This window comes from Candidatus Pantoea bituminis (assembly GCF_018842675.1).
GTDB classification, from domain to species: domain Bacteria; phylum Pseudomonadota; class Gammaproteobacteria; order Enterobacterales; family Enterobacteriaceae; genus Pantoea; species Pantoea phytostimulans.
The window spans coordinates 2125168-2145066 of record NZ_JAGTWO010000004.1 but is presented as its reverse complement, the minus strand read 5'-3'; the positions used below and the strand labels follow the sequence as shown (position 1 = coordinate 2145066).

The window sequence follows — 19899 nt, the reverse complement described above, 5'->3', positions numbered from 1 at the left end:
CACCAAAACCGCCGCGTATGCACGGCTTATCTGGTTAAGGAGAAGAACTTTTATTCGCGGCGTCTTGTAAGAAAGCGTCCAGCGTTGAAATAGTCACTTCAGGAGGCTTTCCTAAAATGCTTTCACCTGCCGCCGTGGCCTGCTGTTTCAATTCCGCTTCTTCAAGGGTTGTGACGATACCAAAACTGTTGGTACCCAGTTCGTGGGGATGCCCTTCATCATCCGTCAGCGTGGTAGTGAAGCCTGCTGACGTCATGCTGCTGGTCAATTCGAGAATATCGCCTAGACCAGATTCTTGAAAATGAAAGGTCACAATATAACGGGTTAACGATTGGCTACTCATTCTTCACCTCCACGTGTTTTTACTGTCCTCAGCGTAGACTACGATGAAAAAATGGGCGAGTTATTAAGGAGATGAGATCAAACTTTTGTTCATTTCGCGAGTAAAGAGATGTAAGGCGATAAATGCAGCTTAAGAAAAATCTTCTGTTTATCAGGATGTATTTGCGTTAACTGCCCACTATAATGCCCCGCGTTAATCAGAAGGATCCCAATAATCAAGCGGTGTCAGGCCAAAAAGCACGCTTTTTGCAGTGTTAACATTTGTTTACAAATCTTACCGTAAATTGCATTGCTTGACTTAGGAAACACTTCAAACTCTCCGTTTTTTAAACTGTCGCACGGATCACATTTAATGAAAGCCTTCAACAAGCTGTCTGCTGTTCTTTTGCTCTCTGCTGGAGCGTTTTGTCATCAGGCATTGGCCGATAACGCCGTCTTTACGTCTATGGATGATCCTTCCACGGCCAAAAAACCGTTTGAAGGTTCTGCGGCTGCAGGTTATCTGGCTCAAACCGGTAACACCACCAGCTCATCGCTGACCGCGCAAACCAACATGACCTGGTATAAAAGCTCAATGGCTTATAGCTTGTGGGGCAATGCGGCTAATACCTCATCTAACGATGAGCGCTCTTCCGAAACCTACAACATTGGCGGCCGTAGCCGTTATAACGTGAGCAACTACGATTACCTGTTTGGTCAGGCAAGCTGGTTGAGCGACCGTTTCAACGGTTACGATTCACGTGACGTGTTAACCGCGGGTTATGGTCGTCAGCTTCTGAATGGTCCAGTGCATTCGCTGCGTGCTGAATTCGGTCCGGGTGTACGCTATGACGATTTCCACGACGGTGGACATGAAACTAAAGCGTTGGGTTATGGCGCTGTTAGCTACCAGTGGCAGCTGACTGACACCACCAAGTTCGTACAAGGTGTGTCTGTATTAAGCAGCTTCGGTGAAGATACCACGCTGAACTCAGAAACTGGCCTGCAGGTAGCGATCAACGATCACTTCGCGTTGAAACTGGCTTATAACGTGACCTGGAATAACAATCCGCCAGAATCTGCGCCAGATCGCACCGATACCAAAACATCGATCATGCTTTCTTACGCGATGTAATCGCGATTTAGCGATCTTGGTTAAAAGCAGCCTGGCTTGATGTCAGGCTGCTTTTTTGATCTCTCCAAGGCTTAGGTGAAAAGGCATGGGTTTTTCTCCTCGCGTAAAACTGCTATCATCTGCGCCGCACTACAATCCTGGCGTCATTCCGACAATGTGGGTCTGACATTACGCCAGGCAAATAAATTTACTCAATGTGCATGTAGGCTTTCGTGTGGCTTACCACTGCAATTAAGGATATGAAATGCCTGTAATTACGCTTCCTGATGGCAGCCAGCGCTCTTTTGATCGCCCTGTCAGTGTCATGGATATCGCGCTGGATATTGGTCCAGGCTTAGCCAAGGCCTGCATTGCTGGGCGTGTAAACGGTGAGATGGTTGATGCAGTTGATCCCATCACCGAAGACGCCTCTGTCGCCATCATCACTGCGAAAGACGAAGCTGGTCTGGAAATTATTCGTCACTCCTGTGCGCATCTGTTGGGCCATGCGATTAAGCAGCTGTGGCCAGACACAAAAATGGCGATTGGTCCGGTGATTGATAACGGCTTCTATTATGATGTCGACATTGATCGTACCCTGACCCAGGAAGATATCGACCTGCTGGAAAAACGCATGCATCAGTTGGCTGAGTCCAATTATGATGTTGTGAAGAAAAAGTGAGTTGGCAGGAAGCACGCGACGTCTTTGCCGCGCGTGGTGAAGTTTATAAAACCACCATCCTTGATGAGAACATCAGCCATGACGATCATCCTGGCCTGTATCATCACGAAGAATACATCGACATGTGCCGCGGTCCGCACGTGCCGAATATGCGTTTCTGCCATCATTTTAAATTGCAGAAAATTTCCGGTGCGTACTGGCGCGGTGACAGCAATAATAAGATGCTGCAGCGTATTTACGGTACCGCCTGGGCAGATAAAAAGCAGTTGGCGGCTTATCTGCAACGTTTGGAAGAGGCTGCAAAACGCGACCATCGTAAGATTGGTAAGCAGCTTGACCTCTACCATATGCAGGAAGAAGCGCCGGGTATGGTGTTCTGGCATAATGACGGCTGGACCATCTTCCGCGAGCTAGAAGTGTTTGTTCGCAGCAAGCTTAAAGAATATCAGTATCAAGAAGTTAAAGGTCCATTTATGATGGATCGCGTGCTCTGGGAAAAAACCGGGCATTGGGAGAACTATAAAGAAGCGATGTTCACCACCTCATCTGAGAACCGTGAATATTGTATCAAGCCGATGAACTGCCCGGGCCACGTGCAGATCTTCAACCAAGGCTTGAAGTCGTACCGCGATCTACCGCTGCGTATGGCTGAGTTTGGTAGCTGCCACCGTAACGAGCCATCAGGTGCGTTACATGGTTTGATGCGTGTACGTGGCTTTACCCAAGACGACGCCCACGTTTTTTGTACTGAAGAGCAAGTTCGTGACGAAGTGAATAGCTGTATTCGCATGGTTTATGACATGTACAGCACCTTCGGCTTTGAAAAGATTGTGGTAAAATTATCTACCCGTCCAGAAAAGCGTATTGGCACCGATGACATGTGGGACCGTGCCGAGGAAGACCTTGCTGCTGCGTTGAACGAGAACAATATTGAGTTCGAATTCCAACCTGGCGAAGGCGCTTTCTATGGTCCTAAAATCGAATTCACCTTGTACGATTGCCTTGATCGTGCCTGGCAGTGCGGGACAGTTCAGCTAGACTTCTCACTGCCGAAGCGTTTAGAAGCCACTTATGTGGGTGAAAACAACGACCGTCAGACGCCAGTGATGATTCACCGCGCGATTCTGGGTTCGATGGAGCGCTTCATTGGCATTTTGACCGAGGAGTTTGCCGGTTTCTTCCCTACCTGGTTGGCACCGCTGCAAGCTGTAGTAATGAATATTACCGACGGACAAGCAGAATATGTTGAGTCTTTGACACGTAAGTTGCAGAATGCTGGCATTCGTGTAAAAGCAGACTTGAGAAACGAGAAGATAGGCTTTAAAATCCGCGAACACACATTGCGTCGCGTCCCTTATATGTTGGTCTGTGGTGATAAAGAGGTGGAAGCTGGCAAAGTGGCCGTTCGCACCCGCCGTGGTAAAGACCTTGGGTCGATGGATGTCGATGTGTTTGTTGAGAAACTGCAACAAGAAATTCGCAGCCGAAATCTTCACCAATTGGAGGAATAAAGTATTAAAGGCGGAAAACGAGTACAACCGACGCGTCCAAATCGAATCAACAGTGAAATCCGCGCGACAGAAGTGCGCCTAACAGGCGTTGATGGCGAGCAGCTTGGCATTGTCAGTCTACGTGAAGCTTTGGAAAAAGCTGAGGAATCGGGCGTTGATTTAGTAGAAATCAGCCCGAATGCCGAACCGCCGGTTTGCCGCATCATGGACTACGGCAAGTTCCTCTATGAGAAAAGCAAATCTTCTAAGGAACAGAAGAAGAAGCAAAAAGTTATTCAGGTTAAGGAAATTAAATTCCGTCCTGGAACCGATGATGGCGACTATCAGGTCAAACTACGCAACCTGATTCGCTTTCTGGAAGAAGGCGATAAAGCCAAAATCACGCTGCGTTTTCGCGGTCGTGAGATGGCGCACCAGCAGATCGGTATGGAAGTGCTTAATCGCGTCCGTAAAGATCTGTGTGAAGATCTGGAATTGGCCATTGTTGAATCTTTCCCTTCGAGGATTGAAGGCCGCCAGATGATCATGGTGCTCGCACCTAAGAAGAAACAGTAGGCTTTCAAGTAACACCAACCGCGCAGCGTTCGCGCTGTGCGGGGATGTGTTCGCCTGTCTGGGTCATGTTATTAACAATGCGAAGTGGATATTTTTAAAATGCCAAAGATTAAAACTGTACGTGGCGCGGCTAAGCGCTTCAAGAAGACCGCTTCTGGCGGCTTCAAGCGTAAACACGCAAACCTGCGTCATATTCTGACTAAAAAATCTACTAAGCGTAAACGTCACCTGCGCCCTAAAGGCATGGTTTCTAAAGGCGATCTGGGTCTGGTTATTGCCTGCCTGCCGTACGCATAAGTCCATTTTTTTAAACAGAATATAGAACAGGAGAGCTCATATGGCTCGCGTTAAACGTGGTGTAGTTGCTCGCGCACGTCACAAAAAATCTTAAAACAAGCTAAAGGCTATTACGGTGCACGTTCACGTGTATACCGCGTTGCCTTCCAGGCTGTTATCAAAGCTGGTCAGTATGCTTACCGTGACCGTCGTCAACGTAAGCGTCAGTTCCGTCAGCTGTGGATCGCACGTATCAACGCTGCGGCGCGTCAGAACGGTATGTCTTACAGCCGTTTCATCAATGGTCTGAAAAAAGCTGCCATTGAAATTGACCGTAAAATCCTGGCCGACATCGCCGTATTCGACAAAGTGACATTCTCTGCACTTGTTGAAAAAGCGAAATCAGCTCTGGCGTAAGTCAGTTGAAAAAGGGAGCTTGCTCCCTTTTTTATTGCCTGTAACTCAAGCAAAAGATTGACATTTTCACCGCTGCGCATTTCAATAGCACCCTTAATTAATAACAAGGTAACCGCAAGCATGAATGCTGCTATTTTCCGTTTCTTTTTTACTTTAGCGCCTGACATTAGGGGCTTTTGCGCATAAGAAAAGAAACGAAAAATCGCGCCGAAAGCCTCCCTCGTGGAGGCTTTTTTGTTTCTGGCGATAGTACATTGGACCAGCAGGTCCCAACGAGAACTGACCAGCCTGACTGGAAGAAGAGGAAAACATGTCCCAACTCGCAGAACTGGTGGCCAAAGCCACGGCGGCCATTGACGGGTCGACGGATATCGCCGCCCTTGACGCAGTACGCGTCGAATATTTGGGTAAGAAAGGATATCTGACGCTTCAGATGACCACACTACGCGAGCTGCCGGCAGAAGAGCGCCCAGCAGCAGGCGCGGTAATCAATGAAGCCAAGCAGCAAGTGACTGAGCATCTGACTGCGCGCAAAGATGCGCTGGAATCTGCAGCACTGAATGCACGTCTGGCAGCAGAAACCATCGACGTATCTCTGCCGGGTCGCCGCACTGAAAATGGTGGCTTGCATCCGGTTACGCGCACCATTGATCGTATCGAAAACTTTTTTGGTGAGTTAGGTTTCGCAGTCGTTACCGGCCCAGAAATTGAAGATGATTATCATAACTTTGATGCGCTGAATATTCCGGGGCACCATCCCGCTCGTGCCGATCACGATACCTTCTGGTTTGATGCTACGCGCCTGCTGCGCACGCAAACTTCGGGTGTACAGATTCGTACCATGAAAGAGCAGCAGCCACCCATTCGTATCATTGCGCCAGGGCGCGTGTATCGTAACGATTACGACCAAACGCACACGCCAATGTTCCATCAGATGGAAGGCCTGATTGTCGATAAAAACATCAGCTTTACCAATCTGAAAGGCACATTGCACGATTTCCTGAACAACTTCTTTGAAGAGAATTTGCAGATCCGCTTCCGTCCTTCCTATTTTCCCTTTACCGAGCCATCAGCAGAAGTCGATGTAATGGGTAAAAACGGCAAGTGGCTTGAAGTATTGGGCTGCGGCATGGTGCACCCGAACGTTCTGCGTAACGTAGGCATCGATCCTGAAATCTATTCCGGCTTTGCATTTGGTATGGGCATGGAGCGTCTAACCATGTTGCGCTATGGCGTAACCGATCTGCGTGCTTTCTTCGAAAATGATTTACGTTTCCTCAAACAATTTAAGTAAGGGCAGGTTATCCAATGAAATTCAGTGAACTCTGGTTACGCGAATGGGTAAATCCAGCCCTGGACAGCGCAGCGCTGTCTGAGCAAATCACCATGGCAGGTTTAGAGGTCGATGGCGTAGATCCTGTTGCTGGCGCGTTTCATGGCGTGGTAGTGGGTGAAGTTGTTGAATGCGGACAGCATCCGAATGCCGACAAACTGCGTGTCACCAAAATCAATGTAGGTGGCGAGCGCCTACTGGACATCGTCTGTGGCGCACCAAACTGCCGCCAGGGCCTCAAAGTCGCAGTGGCTACCGTTGGCGCAGTGCTGCCGGGTGACTTCAAAATCAAAGCCGCAAAACTGCGTGGTGAGCCGTCTGAAGGCATGCTGTGTTCATTCTCAGAGCTGGGTATTTCAGATGACCATAACGGCATTATTGAACTGCCTGCAGAGGCGCCGATTGGCACCGATATTCGTGAATATCTGCAGCTCAATGACAACACCATTGAAATCAGCGTGACGCCAAACCGCGCAGATTGCCTCGGTATCATCGGTATCGCCCGCGATGTCGCGGTATTGAATGGTTTACCGCTCAACGCACCGGAAATCAATTCGGTTGCTGCGACCATCAATGACACTTTCCCGATTCGCGTTGATGCAACAGAAGCTTGCCCACGCTATTTGGGCCGCGTAGTGAAGGGCGTTAACGTTGCTGCCTCCACACCGTTGTGGATGAAAGAAAAGCTACGTCGCTGTGGTATTCGATCTATCGATCCGGTGGTTGATATCACTAACTACGTCCTGCTGGAGCTGGGCCAGCCGATGCACGCCTTCGACCTTGACCGCATTGATGGCGGAATAGTGGTGCGTATGGCGAAAGAAGGTGAAACCTTAACGTTACTGGACGGTACTGAAGCCAAATTGAGCAGCGACACGCTGGTCATTGCCGATCATCATAAAGCGCTGGCAATGGCCGGTATTTTTGGTGGCGAGCATTCTGGTGTAAATACTGAAACGCAAAACATCCTGTTTGAATGTGCCTTTTTCGATCCGCTGGCGATTACGGGGCGTGCACGCCGTCAAGGTTTGCACACCGATGCCTCGCATCGCTACGAACGCGGTGTTGATCCGGCGTTGCAGCACAAAGCATTGGAACGCGCTACGCAGCTACTGCTGGACGTTTGTGGGGGCGAAGCGGGTCCGATAATCGACCAGACGCACCAGGCATCTTTGCCGCCGCGGGCCACTATTATTTTGCGTCGTGAAAAACTCGATCGCCTCATTGGTCATGCGATTGCAGACGATCAGGTGACGGATATTCTGACGCGCCTGGGTTGCCAGGTCACTGTGAGCGAAGGTGAGTGGAAAGCCGTTGCGCCAAGCTGGCGTTTCGACATGACGATTGAAGAAGATCTGATTGAAGAAGTCGCGCGCATTTACGGCTACAACAACATCCCAGACGTGCCGGTTCAGGCTGGTTTGATCATGACTCAGCATCGTGAAGCGAATCTTTCCCTGAAGCGTGCCAAAACCTTGCTGGTTGATAAAGGTTATCAGGAAGCGATCACCTACAGCTTTGTTGATCCGAAAATTCAACAGCTGCTGCATCCGGGTGAAGAAGCGCTGATCCTGCCAAGCCCGATTTCCAGCGACATGTCGACTATGCGCCTGTCACTGTGGACTGGATTGTTGAGTGCGGTGGTCTACAACCAGAATCGCCAGCAGAGCCGCGTTCGCTTCTTTGAAAGCGGATTACGCTTTGTGCCGGATACACAAGCCGATTTAGGTATTCGTCAGGATCTTATGCTGTCTGGCGTATTGAGCGGTAATCGTAACGAAGAGCATTGGGATCTGGCGCGTCAGTCGGTTGACTTCTATGATTTAAAAGGCGATTTAGAATCGCTGCTCGATTTAACCGGCAAACTGGATAACATTAGCTTCCGTGCAGAAGCCAATCCGGCACTGCATCCGGGGCAAAGCGCAGCCATTTATTTACAGGATGAACGAATCGGATTTATCGGGGTGGTTCATCCTGAGCTGGAACGTAAGCTTGATCTCAATGGTCGCACCTTAGTCTTTGAACTGCTTTGGAATAAGGTTGCAGACCGCGTCCTGCCTGACGCGCGCGAGATTTCACGCTTCCCGGCAAACCGTCGTGATATCGCCGTTGTGGTGGCTGAAAACGTCCCAGCAGCAGATATCATCGCGGAGTGTAAGAAAGTTGGCGTAAATCAGGTAGTTGGCGTAAACTTGTTTGACGTGTACCGCGGTAAGGGCGTTTCCGAGGGCTTTAAGAGCCTCGCTATCAGCCTGATTTTGCAGGATACCAGCCGGACACTCGAAGAAGAGGAGATTGCCGCGACCGTTGGCAAATGCGTTGCGGCATTAAAAGAGCGATTCCAGGCAACCTTGAGGGATTGAACCTATGGCGCTTACAAAAGCTGAAATGTCAGAATACCTGTTTGAGAAACTCGGGCTTAGCAAACGCGATGCAAAAGAGTTAGTGGAGCTGTTTTTCGAGGAGGTGCGTCGCGCTTTGGAAAATGGAGAACAGGTAAAATTGTCTGGGTTTGGTAATTTCGACCTGCGAGACAAAAACCAGCGTCCAGGCAGAAACCCGAAGACGGGAGAAGATATCCCAATCACTGCGCGTCGCGTCGTGACATTCCGTCCAGGGCAGAAGCTGAAAAGCCGCGTCGAGAACGCTACACCCAAAGAAACTGACTAATTTCAGTATTCAAAAAAGGCCGCGAAAGCGGCCTTTTTCATATCCAGCGTCCGCAGATAACCTTATAAGCGCTCACAATATCTTCACTCTGTCAGGATTATGTAAGCTTCTGGAAAACATCTGGAAAATCAGCACCTACTGATAGTGACCTGCCGGCGGCTTTTGTTATAACAGCGCCATCACATAACAAGAGGTCAGGCTGATGAAAAAGACAGCTATTTTATTAAGCATCCTGTTAGGCATGCCGCTGCTAGCAAACGCAAATGTTTCCGTGAGCATTAACACGCCGGGCGTTTCCGTCCATATTGGCGATCGCGATAATCGCGGTTATTACTGGGACGGTTTTGACTGGCGTCAGCCTACCTGGTGGAAGCAGCATCAGGGGCGCCACGTTGGCCTGAAAGGCCCGCATGGTTACTGGAATGGAAATGGTTGGCAGTCACAGCATCCAGGCAATCGTCAGCCAGCAAAAGCACCACAGCGGCATGACAACAAACCGCAGACTCATAACACCCAGCAGAATCAGGCTAAACCGCAGCAAAATCATGACAACAATGGTCATGGCAACAACGGTCAACCGATTCCACCACATAAATAAGTTTGCGGCGCCTCAGGCGCCGCTTCTCTATCCTTTCTTTTTTTACAATCCCACTACAATCAAATCTCTGTTTTCTCAGCCAATCCTGCTTATGTCTCTGCTAGACCAGCTCGCCCGTCAGGCCGATCGTCGTAGCCAAAAATGGTTATACGGCTTAGGTTTCATGCTGCTTATATTGTTATTTTTTAGTCTGTGTGCGGGTGACAGTTGGATCGCACCTTCACAGTGGATGAGCGACAGCGGCAAGCTCTTTGTCTGGCAATTGCGCATGCCGCGTACCTTAGCGGTGATGCTGGTCGGTGCCGCGTTAGCGGTGTGTGGCGTGGTGATGCAGGCACTGTTTACTAATCCGCTGGCAGAGCCGGGATTACTTGGCGTATCTAATGGCGCTGGCATTGGCTTGGTGCTTGGCGTGCTGCTAGGCAGCGGTTCATTGTGGAGTCTCAGTCTGGCAGCCATCTCAGGTGCCCTGATCATTACCTTAATTTTGCTGCATTTTGCTCATCGTCAGCTCTCGGTCACGCGTTTGCTGTTAACTGGCGTCGCCTTGGGCATTATCTGCAGCGCCATCATGACCTGGGCCGTTTACTTCAGTACCAGCCTCGATTTACGGCAGTTGATGTATTGGATGATGGGGGCTTCAGCGGTATCGACTGGCGCTATGGCTGGATGATGTTGGCTTTATTGCCCGTGACGTTGGCGCTGACTCAAACATCACGCGTGCTTAATCTGTTGGCGTTGGGAGAAACTTCAGCACGCCAGCTCGGCCTGTCGCTTTTTTCTGGCGCAATATACTGGTGCTGGCGATGGGATGGCTGGTCGGCGTAAGCGTGGCGATGGCTGGCGCAATTGGTTTTGTCGGTTTGGTCATTCCGCATTTATTACGGCTGAGTGGATTAAGCGATCATCGCTATTTATTACCGGCAGCGGCATTAGCGGGTGCCAGCGTGCTGCTGGGTGCTGATATTATTGCTCGTCTGGTGTTAACCTCCGCCGAACTGCCGATTGGTGTGGTCACGGCAACGCTTGGCGCGCCTCTGTTTATTGCGCTATTAGTGAAATCTTCGCGCTAGCTTCGGCTGGCTTAATGCATCAACAACAGGAATTCGTTATGAGCATTTATCAAACTGAACTGGTTACGCTTGATGGGGAAAAACCTCACTGTCTCAGTGGCAAGGCAAAGTATTGTTGGTCGTTAACGTAGCGTCAAAATGCGGTTTAACACCTCAGTATGAAGAGCTGGAGAACATCCATAAAGCCTGGCAGGATCAGGGTTTTAGCGTATTGGGTTTCCCTTGCAACCAGTTTCTTGAGCAAGAGCCGGGCAGCAGTGAAGAGATCAAAACTTTTTGCAGTACCACCTATGGCGTGACTTTCCCGATGTTTGCCAAAACGGACGTCAATGGAGAAAGCCGCCATCCGCTGTATGCGTTATTGACAGCAGCAAAACCCGATGCGGTGCGCCCAGAGGGCAGTGGTTTTTACGAGCGCCAGGTAAGTAAAGGGCGTGCACCTAAGGCTACAGGCGATATCCTGTGGAATTTCGAAAAATTCCTGATTGGTCGCGATGGACAGGTGGTACAGCGATTTGCGCCTGATATGTTGCCAGAAGATCCGATTATTCTCGAAACGATTAAAGCGGCTTTAGCAAAATAGATGTTCTTTAGCCTGAAAGACGCAGCCGTCTCTGGACGGCTGCTGCCTTTACCGCCGAATTACACAGCGGTAAGTTAATGCATGTTGTTGGGCCAAATGGGGCCGGGAAAAGCACCTTACTTGCGCTGTTAGCCGGTTTACAACCTTATGATGGCGAAGCCAGTTTATTGGGTAATCCATTGCATGAATGGCGCGGATCTGCATTAGCTCAGCTGCGTGCGTGGTTACCGCAGCAGCACATTCCCCTCAGCCCAATGCCGGTTTATCACTATATACGTCTGCATCTGCAATCTACACTGCCGCAGGCCGATCAACGGCTCACTGAATTACTGGATAAATTCCAACTACGCGACAAACTCAGGCGATCGTTAACCGAGCTTTCCGGTGGCGAGTGGCAGCGTGTGCGTTTGGTCGCGGCCTGCGCACAAGTCGACCCGCGGATTAATGCGCAAGGTCGCTTGCTGATCCTTGATGAGCCGATGACTGCACTCGACATTGCACAGCAAAAAGCGGTGGATGAGGTCATTAAAGAACTGTGTCAGGCAGGTATCTGCGTTATTGCCAGTAGCCACGATCTCAACCACAGCCTGCTCCATGCTGATAGCGCGTGGTTGCTGCATCGAGGCAAGCTCATGGCGCAGGGTGAACCTTCACGCGTTTTGACGCCAGAGCGCCTGTCACCCTTGTATCACATCACGTTTCGTCAGCTGGAACTGGAAGGGCGCACGCTGCTCACTGTCATGCCGTGACGGCTTGCCACGCACAGCGCTTTGCCGCTACATTAACGCGGTTACAATTTTAAAAAGGACGTTCTGCGATGCGGATGGGATTGCTCATTTTAGTGCTGCTGTTAGCGGGCTGTAGTCATCACGCGCCGCCGGTTAACGGACGTCTTTCCGATTCAATCACCGTGATTGCGCAACTTGATGACCAACTGGGTCACTGGCACGGTACGCCGTATCGTTATGGTGGCATGAGCCGCCGTGGTATCGATTGTTCTGGCTTTGTCTATCTGACTTTTCGCGATAAATTTGCGCTTCAGTTGCCGCGCACCACAAGGGCACAAAGTGATATGGGAACGCGCATCGATAAAGACGACCTCTTGCCAGGCGATTTAGTTTTCTTCAAAACCGGCGGTGGCGAAAACGGTTTGCATGTAGGGATCTATGACACCGACAACGCTTTCATTCACGCCTCGACCAGCCAAGGGGTTATTCGGTCATCATTAGATAATGTCTACTGGCGAAAAGTGTTTTGGCAGGCAAGGCGCATATAGCTATAGCGCATATTGCCATTTTTAAGGCCAATTAAATCAGACGAAACCGCCTTTTTTAGGCTCTTATTTAGAATGGTACTTTACCCGAAGGGTTTTTAATTATAACAATAGCGCTGAAAATTTATTTTCAATCCCAACCGGAGTACGTCCCGGTTTATTTGGCTTAAGGTTGGATGTCGGGCAGCAAAGTGAAACTGAGGTATTAAGTTACCGCCTCTTCCATGATTTGGATCTATTGCCTGCTTGTTTTCAATCATATACGATGCGCCAATCGCCACATATACTGGCTCCAGAAATGAAAATTCACATATCCGCCGACTACCAGTCGGAGATTTGGCTTTATCCTGCTTATGCATTAAATGGGCAGTTAACCGCGGTTGAGCTGGTCACTCAGTTCATCCATGAAAGTGCGCCTATCACCTTGCCGCAGGACTTGCTGTTGCCGCAGCTTGATGAAGCGCAGCAACTGCGTCTGTTGCAAAGTCAAATTTTGCTGCTTGAAAAGCACCAAGCTTTTTTGAGGCGCAGGGTGTGGTGGCCTTGATGCGTGTTGACGCTAATATGGCTCAAACCCTCCTTGAAAGTGATTTCCTGACGCGGAAAATAAAACAGCTCTCCTTTCTGTTATTAGATTTAAGCGAATCCTTTCCACATTTAGCACAAGGTCTCAACGATCCTTTAATCGCCGCCCTTTATCAGCAATTCCGATTATCACTTTCGCATTTTGGTGCAGGGAAATCTCCAGCTAACGCGGTTTACGATAATTTATTTAGCTGCATAAAAATGGATAAACAATTTATTCATTCACTGGCTAAACGCGCGTCCTTCCCATCCTTTATTCAAAGCATTCTTGATAACTTTCGTTCTCACTGTGAGCAAATGATAATTTGTGGTGTAGATGATGATCAATTACTGAATAAGGTAAATAAATTATCGGGTGCGGATTTACAAGGGGCCCTATTCCCGGTGGTTAAGTCTGATTCACTTGAGGAACTCTTGTACGCCTATACCTGCCTGAGCACGTCACAGCAGCCGCTATAACCTGTCTAAACTCTGTTTTCGACGTTACACTGAAGGTTTTATAACGACAGCGTGAAATGAGCGCTGCTCGGGAGAAACTATGTTATTCGACAACAGTTGGTTTCATGAGCTGAAAGGATGTTACACCGCCCTGAATCCTACACCGCTGGAAGGCGGACGCTTGCTTTACCACAATGCGCCCTTAGCGCGCGCCATGGAACTGGACGAGACCTTATTTGCAGGCGAGGGCCACGGTGTCTGGCATGGCGCTGCGTTGTTACCCGGTATGCAGCCCTTGGCACAAGTCTATAGCGGTCATCAATTTGGCGTTTGGGCTGGCCAATTGGGCGATGGGCGCGGCATTTTACTTGGCGAACAGCGTTTAGCTGATGGCAGTAAACTTGACTGGCATTTAAAAGGGGCAGGTCTGACGCCTTATTCGCGTATGGGTGATGGCCGCGCAGTGATTCGCTCAACGGTGCGTGAATTTTTAGCCTCTGAAGCATTACACCATTTAGGTATTCCTACCTCACGCGCGCTGACAATTGCGATTGGTGATGAACCGGTACGCCGCGAAACTACCGAGCGCGGTGCCATGCTAATGCGCATCGCAGAGAGTCATCTACGCTTCGGTCATTTTGAGCATTTCTATTACAGCAACCAGCAAGACAAAGTGCAGCTGTTGGCGGAGTACGCTATTCGTCATCACTGGCCGCAATGGGTTGATGAACACGACCGTTATCTGTTGTGGTTCACTGACGTGGTAAAACGCACCGCTGGAATGATTGCGCAATGGCAGAGCGTGGGATTTGCGCACGGCGTGATGAATACCGACAACATGTCGATTTTGGGTTTGACGCTGGATTACGGTCCTTTTGGTTTTCTTGATGATTATCAGCCCGACTTTATTTGTAATCACAGCGATTACCAGGGACGATACAGCTTCGAAAATCAGCCCATGATTGGATTATGGAACCTCAATCGTCTGGCACATGCTCTGTCAGGGTTAATGAGTACCGAGCAGCTTAAACAGGCATTAAGCCATTATGAACCTGAACTGATGCGTGTCTGGGGCGAACGCATGCGAGCTAAATTAGGTTTACTCAGTGCCGACAGCGTAGATAACGAAATATTGTCCGGCCTGCTGACGCTGATGACCAAAGAGCACAGCGATTACACCCTGACTTTCCGCATGCTCAGCGATACGCAACAAAATGAGGCGCGTTCACCTTTGCGTGATGAATTTATTGATCGGCAAGCTTTTGATGATTGGTATGAGAGCTATCGTGTGCGTCTGTTGCAAGACGAAGTCAGCGATGAAACACGACAAGCGGCCATGAAGAAGGCGAATCCGGCGCTGGTGTTGCGTAACTATATGGCACAGCAGGTCATTGAAGAGGCGGAGAAGGGTGAAAAAAGCGCGTTAGCGCAATTGCATCAGGCGTTGCAGCAGCCATTCAGTGATGAAACGGCCGCTGAATATCGTCAGCGACCGCCAGACTGGGGCAAAACGTTAGAAGTGAGTTGTTCCAGTTAAGTTAAAAACGGCTTGAAACCGCCTCGGCCAGCAGGGCAAGCACATCTTCGCTGTCCTGCCAGCTGAGGCAAGGATCGGTAATCGACTGGCCATAAACCAACGGCTCGCCGCTTACGACTTTCTGATTGCCTTCCTCAATAAAGCTTTCAATCATTACACCCGCGACCGCATGCGAACCAGATTGAATCTGTTGCGCAACCTCAATCGCCACATCGCGTTGACGACGATGCTGTTTCAGGCAGTTACCGTGACTGAAATCAATCACCAATTGTTCGGGTAAGTTGAATTCACGCAGATTTGCTGCCGCCTCTGCGACATCGCTGGCGTGATAATTAGGTTGCTTACCACCACGAAGAATAACGTGGCCGTGCGGATTACCGCTGGTTTGATAAATCGTCATCTGGCCATTTTTATCCGGTGATAAAAACATGTGGCTGGCGCGCGAGGCACGAATGGCATCGACGGCAATCCGCACATTCCCGTCAGTCCCATTTTTGAAGCCTACCGGGCAGGAGAGGGCAGAAGCCATTTCACGGTGAATCTGACTTTCAGTGGTGCGGGCACCGATGGCACCCCAGCTAATCAAGTCGGCAATAAACTGGCCGATCACCATATCGAGGAATTCAGTCGCGGTGGGCAGGCCGAGGGCATTAATGTCAATCAGCAGCTGCCGCGCAATCCCAATGCCGCGATTCACATCAAAACTGCCATCAAGATCCGGGTCAGAAATTAATCCTTTCCAGCCAACCACGGTACGCGGTTTTTCGAAATAGGTGCGCATCACAATTTCCAACCGATCCTGGTAGCGTTCACGCAGCGCGTTAAGGCGCTTAGCGTAATCCAGGGCCGCCTCGGGATCGTGCAAAGAGCAAGGGCCGATAATCACCAGCAGGCGGGGATCTTCTCCGGTTAAGATGCGCGCAATGCGTTTACGTGCGGCGGTAACGTTCTCGGCAATAGCCGTGGAAATCGGATGTTCTGCTGCCAGACTGGCTGGCGTTATCAGGCCGCCAATACGTGCTGTACGCAGTTCGTCAGTTTTGTTCATGGGTTTCTCGAAAGCTGTTCTTCGCAACGGTGAAATACCGGGAAGTGATGAGGGTCACAATAAACCATTAGCCTGCGAATTCAACCCAAGTACCCGAAAAGAGGAGATAACTTACGGCAGCGACGCTTTACATCGCCGCCGTAGTTAATTAATACATGGTTAATTAATACATGCGACGAGTCAGCCCCATGATATCGAGGATTTTAGTGGCGATCTCTTCAACCGAATAGTTGGTGCTGTTGAGATAGCGAATCTGGTGCGTGCGGAACAGCGCTTCCACTTCACCCACTTCCAACCGACACTGGCGCATCGAGGCGTAACGGGTATTTTCCGCACGCTCCTGCCGAATGGCAGCCAGACGTTCGGGGTCAATGGTAAGTCCAAACAGTTTGTGCTGATGTTCTCGTAATGCAGGCGGCAATTTAAGGTTATCCATATCATCTGCAATAAACGGGTAATTTGCTGCACGGATGCCAAACTGCATCGCCAGGTATAAGCTGGTGGGCGTCTTACCGCAACGAGACACGCCCAGCAAAATGACCTGCGCCTGCTCCAGTCCTCGCAACGAAATGCCGTCATCGTGCGCCAGGGTGTAATCAATTGCCGCAATACGCGCATCGTATTTACCGAGGTTGGTGGCATCCAGGCCGTGAGTTCGGTGCGCGACAGGCGCTGGTGATAAGCCCAACTCCTGCTGCAATGGTGCGACCAGTGCCTGAACTATGTCCTGACAAAACCCCTCACTTTGCACGATGATATCGCGCACTTCTGGCGTCACAATCGAGAAGAACACCAAGGGCCGAACCCCACTTTGTTGATAAAGCGCGTTAATCTGCGCTTTGACGGCTTGCGCACGCTGGACGTTTTCCACAAAAGGTAGCGTCAGGCTGGTGATGTTTACCGGAAATTGCGAAAGCACGGCATGCCCCAGCACCTCAGCGGTGATAGCAGTACCATCTGAAATATAAAAAACGCTTCTGTCAGTACTCATAATCGATGCCTGCCTCTGACGTAGAATGTAAGGAATAGGACGATTCACATAAGATTAAGTAAAACAAAAAATCCATATTTTATTTTTATGAATATTTCATTTTTTTAATAATGATACGGATTCATCCCGCATAAATAAATGAAATGCTGTTTCTTAAATTTTTATTTTGCGGCCCACTTCAATATAAAGCAGAAATAGCACTGATTTCTGTTGCGCAACAAAAAATAGCGCATAAGTGGCTGAAATCGAGCCAATTACATTGCCATCAGTCAGTTAGCAAAAAATAAGCTGTTTGCGCAACGTCCAGCAATAATAGGTACAATTCCGAAATTAAGAATTATCGTTAGCTTTAACGATTCAACACTTAGTCTTTATTTGGGCAATGTGCCAGGCTGTTTTGGCAAATTGCAAGATATTCCATGTGCCCACTCATTTTTAAAGGATAAGCTCAATGTCCAATAAAGGCGAACAGCCGCTAGTGCTCTGGTATAACCAGCTTGGCATGCATGATGTTGATCGGGTGGGAGGCAAAAATGCCTCCCTGGGTGAAATGATTACCAACTTGTCGTCGCTGGGTGTTTCCGTCCCCAATGGTTATGCGACCACATCTTATGCATTTAATCTGTTTCTCGATCAAAGCGGGCTGAACCAGCGTATCTATGAACTGCTGGACAAGACCGATATTGATGACGTTGATGAACTGGCGAAAGCCGGTAAGCAGATTCGTCAATGGGTTGTGGATACGCCATTCCAGCCGGAGCTGGAAGCCGCCATCCTCGAAGCCTACCAACAACTTTCCGCTGATGATGCGGAAGCTTCATTTGCGGTGCGCTCCTCAGCCACTGCGGAAGATATGCCTGATGCCTCTTTTGCCGGTCAGCAGGAAACGTTTCTGAACGTACAGGGTATTGATGCGGTGATGATTGCAGTGAAGCACGTTTATGCTTCATTGTTTAACGATCGCGCTATCTCTTATCGCGTGCATCAGGGTTACGATCACCGAGGCGTGGCGCTGTCTGCAGGTATTCAGCGTATGGTGCGTTCTGATCTCGCTTCTGCGGGTGTGATGTTCACCATTGATACTGAATCGGGCTTTGATCAGGTGGTGTTTATCACGGCTGCCTACGGCCTTGGCGAAATGGTGGTGCAGGGTGCGGTCAACCCGGATGAATTCTACGTACATAAACCGACCCTTGCGGCTAATCGTCCTTCGATTGTGCGTCGCAACATGGGATCGAAAAAATTCGCATGGTGTACGCTGATTCACAGGAACATGGTGAACAGGTGCGTATTGAAGATGTGCCTGAAGCTGAACGCGATCGCTTTAGCTTAAGCGACGATGAAGTACAGGCGCTGGCGCATCAAGCCGTGTTAATTGAGCAACACTACAAGCGTCCAATGGATATTGAGTGGGCTAAAGATGGCCATACCGGCAAGCTGTTTATCGTTCAGGCGCGCCCGGAAACGGTACGTTCAAACGGCCAGGTGATGGAGCGCTATAACCTGCAAGGCAAAGGCAACGTTGTAGTAGAAGGTCGTGCGATAGGGCATCGCATTGGTGCGGGTGAAGTTAAAGTCATCCACGACATCAGTGAAATGAACCGCATCGAAAAAGGCGACGTGTTAGTGACAGACATGACCGACCCTGACTGGGAACCGATCATGAAAAAGGCGTCAGCCATTGTCACCAATCGCGGCGGGCGTACTTGTCATGCCGCCATCATTGCACGTGAGCTGGGTATTCCCGCCGTTGTTGGTTGTGGCAATGCCACCGATTTACTGAAAGATGGCCATAAAGTGACGGTTTCCTGCTCTGAAGGGGATACCGGCTACGTTTACGACGATTTAATCGATTTTGATATCACCAGCTCGCAGGTCGATGAGATGCCTGATCTGCCGCTGAAAATCATGATGAACGTCGGTAATCCCGATCGCGCCTTTGATTTTGCCTGTTTACCGAATGAAGGCGTCGGCCTGGCGCGTCTGGAGTTCATCATCAATCGCATGATTGGCGTGCATCCCAAAGCGTTGCTGGAATTTGATCAGCAAACGCCTGAGCTGCAGCAGCAAATTCGCAAGATGATGAAAGGCTTTGATGATCCCATCGAGTTCTATATCGCTCGTCTAACGGAAGGCATTGCAACTCTGGGCGCAGCCTTTGCGCCGAAGCGCGTTATTGTGCGTTTGTCGGACTTCAAATCTAACGAGTATGCCAACTTAGTGGGTGGCGAGCGTTACGAACCGCATGAAGAGAACCCAATGCTGGGATTCCGTGGCGCGGGCCGTTATGTTGCTGACAGCTTCCGTGACTGTTTTGCACTGGAATGCGCAGCCGTTAAACGTGTGCGTAATGATATGGGGCTGAAAAACGTCGAAATCATGGTGCCTTTCGTCCGTACCGTTGCGCAAGCCGAAGCGGTGGTTGAAGAGCTGGCGCGCCAGGGACTGAAACGGGGTGAAGATGGACTGAAAATCATCATGATGTGTGAGATCCCTTCAAATGCTCTGCTGGCCGATCAGTTCCTGCAACATTTTGACGGCTTCTCTATCGGCTCAAATGATATGACGCAGCTGGCGTTGGGATTAGATCGCGACTCAGGTGTGGTTTCTGCACTGTTCGATGAGCGCAACGAGGCAGTGAAAGCGCTGCTGTCGATGGCGATTCGTGCCGCGAAGAAGCAAGGGAAATATGTCGGTATTTGTGGACAAGGACCTTCAGATCACCAGGATTTCGCAGCCTGGCTTATGGAAGAGGGCATCGACAGTTTGTCGCTTAACCCAGATACTGTAGTTGAAACCTGGTTGAGTCTGGCAGAGTTAGATAAGCCTGCATAACCATCCCGAGAGAGACCAATACAGGGAAAGGTCAGCATTGCTGGCCTTTTTTATTGTCT

General features: G+C 49.8%; 12 protein-coding genes, 7 pseudogenes and 1 other annotated feature. Of the genes and pseudogenes, 16 read left to right on the top strand and 3 right to left on the bottom strand.

What is annotated here, in order from left to right; all coding sequences use genetic code 11:
- Window positions 1-34: 34 nt before the first annotated feature.
- Window positions 35-343 carry a type V toxin-antitoxin system endoribonuclease antitoxin GhoS gene (gene ghoS, locus KQP84_RS13825; RefSeq protein ID WP_215846951.1) on the bottom strand — a complete coding sequence of 103 codons (309 nt, stop codon included), beginning with the start codon at window positions 341-343 and terminating at the stop codon, window positions 35-37.
- A gap of 351 nt (window positions 344-694) precedes the next feature.
- Between ghoS and KQP84_RS13820 the strand changes: the two genes are divergently transcribed.
- From KQP84_RS13820 to KQP84_RS13750, 15 genes and pseudogenes are all read left to right on the top strand, one after another.
- Window positions 695-1456, top strand: coding sequence for a DUF481 domain-containing protein (locus KQP84_RS13820; protein ID WP_215846950.1), 762 nt, complete (start codon window positions 695-697; stop codon window positions 1454-1456).
- Between the two features lie 244 nt (window positions 1457-1700).
- A pseudogene (gene thrS, locus KQP84_RS13815) lies at window positions 1701-3628 on the top strand (threonine--tRNA ligase).
- A 3-nt stretch (window positions 3629-3631) separates the two neighbouring features.
- Window positions 3632-4183, top strand: coding sequence for a translation initiation factor IF-3 (infC, locus tag KQP84_RS13810; RefSeq protein ID WP_215848291.1), 552 nt, complete (start codon window positions 3632-3634; stop codon window positions 4181-4183).
- Window positions 4184-4282: 99 nt separating this feature from the next.
- On the top strand, window positions 4283-4480 hold the full coding sequence (gene rpmI, locus KQP84_RS13805) for a 50S ribosomal protein L35 (protein WP_004157374.1): 198 nt from the start codon (window positions 4283-4285) through the stop codon (window positions 4478-4480).
- Between the two features lie 40 nt (window positions 4481-4520).
- Window positions 4521-4876: pseudogene (gene rplT / locus KQP84_RS13800) on the top strand (50S ribosomal protein L20).
- Window positions 4877-4991: 115 nt separating this feature from the next.
- Window positions 4992-5115 (top strand) — a sequence feature (Phe leader region).
- A gap of 71 nt (window positions 5116-5186) precedes the next feature.
- Window positions 5187-6170 carry a phenylalanine--tRNA ligase subunit alpha gene (gene pheS / locus KQP84_RS13795; RefSeq protein ID WP_215846949.1) on the top strand — a complete coding sequence of 328 codons (984 nt, stop codon included), beginning with the start codon at window positions 5187-5189 and terminating at the stop codon, window positions 6168-6170.
- 14 nt (window positions 6171-6184) lie between these two features.
- Complete coding sequence (gene pheT, locus KQP84_RS13790) at window positions 6185-8572, top strand: phenylalanine--tRNA ligase subunit beta (RefSeq protein ID WP_215846948.1); 2388 nt, start codon at window positions 6185-6187, stop codon at window positions 8570-8572.
- Window positions 8573-8576: 4 nt separating this feature from the next.
- The gene (ihfA, locus tag KQP84_RS13785) at window positions 8577-8879 is read left to right on the top strand and encodes an integration host factor subunit alpha (RefSeq protein WP_003853259.1); all 303 of its coding nucleotides are present in this window, start codon (window positions 8577-8579) and stop codon (window positions 8877-8879) included.
- A gap of 202 nt (window positions 8880-9081) precedes the next feature.
- The gene (locus tag KQP84_RS13780; protein ID WP_215846947.1) at window positions 9082-9477 is read left to right on the top strand and encodes a DUF2502 domain-containing protein; all 396 of its coding nucleotides are present in this window, start codon (window positions 9082-9084) and stop codon (window positions 9475-9477) included.
- 91 nt (window positions 9478-9568) lie between these two features.
- A pseudogene (gene btuC, locus KQP84_RS13775) lies at window positions 9569-10550 on the top strand (vitamin B12 ABC transporter permease BtuC).
- A gap of 38 nt (window positions 10551-10588) precedes the next feature.
- A pseudogene (locus tag KQP84_RS13770) lies at window positions 10589-11133 on the top strand (glutathione peroxidase).
- Window positions 11134-11882: pseudogene (gene btuD / locus KQP84_RS13765) on the top strand (vitamin B12 ABC transporter ATP-binding protein BtuD). It begins immediately after the preceding pseudogene.
- Window positions 11883-11950: 68 nt separating this feature from the next.
- The gene (locus KQP84_RS13760) at window positions 11951-12409 is read left to right on the top strand and encodes an NlpC/P60 family protein (protein WP_215846945.1); all 459 of its coding nucleotides are present in this window, start codon (window positions 11951-11953) and stop codon (window positions 12407-12409) included.
- 295 nt (window positions 12410-12704) lie between these two features.
- A pseudogene (locus KQP84_RS13755) lies at window positions 12705-13450 on the top strand (EAL domain-containing protein).
- A gap of 79 nt (window positions 13451-13529) precedes the next feature.
- Window positions 13530-14966: a protein adenylyltransferase SelO gene (locus KQP84_RS13750; RefSeq protein ID WP_215846944.1), complete on the top strand. Its 1437-nt coding sequence runs from the start codon at window positions 13530-13532 to the stop codon at window positions 14964-14966.
- A 1-nt stretch (window position 14967) separates the two neighbouring features.
- Here the strand turns inward: KQP84_RS13750 and KQP84_RS13745 are convergent, their stop codons facing one another.
- Together KQP84_RS13745 and ppsR are read right to left on the bottom strand one after the other, a co-directional pair.
- Entirely contained in the window at window positions 14968-16014 is a 1047-nt protein-coding gene (locus KQP84_RS13745) for a 3-deoxy-7-phosphoheptulonate synthase (RefSeq protein ID WP_215846943.1), read from the bottom strand.
- Window positions 16015-16177: 163 nt separating this feature from the next.
- Window positions 16178-17005 carry a posphoenolpyruvate synthetase regulatory kinase/phosphorylase PpsR gene (ppsR, locus tag KQP84_RS13740; protein WP_215846942.1) on the bottom strand — a complete coding sequence of 276 codons (828 nt, stop codon included), beginning with the start codon at window positions 17003-17005 and terminating at the stop codon, window positions 16178-16180.
- Window positions 17006-17456: 451 nt separating this feature from the next.
- Here ppsR and ppsA point away from each other — a divergent pair.
- Window positions 17457-19840: pseudogene (gene ppsA / locus KQP84_RS13735) on the top strand (phosphoenolpyruvate synthase).
- Window positions 19841-19899: the final 59 nt, after the last annotated feature.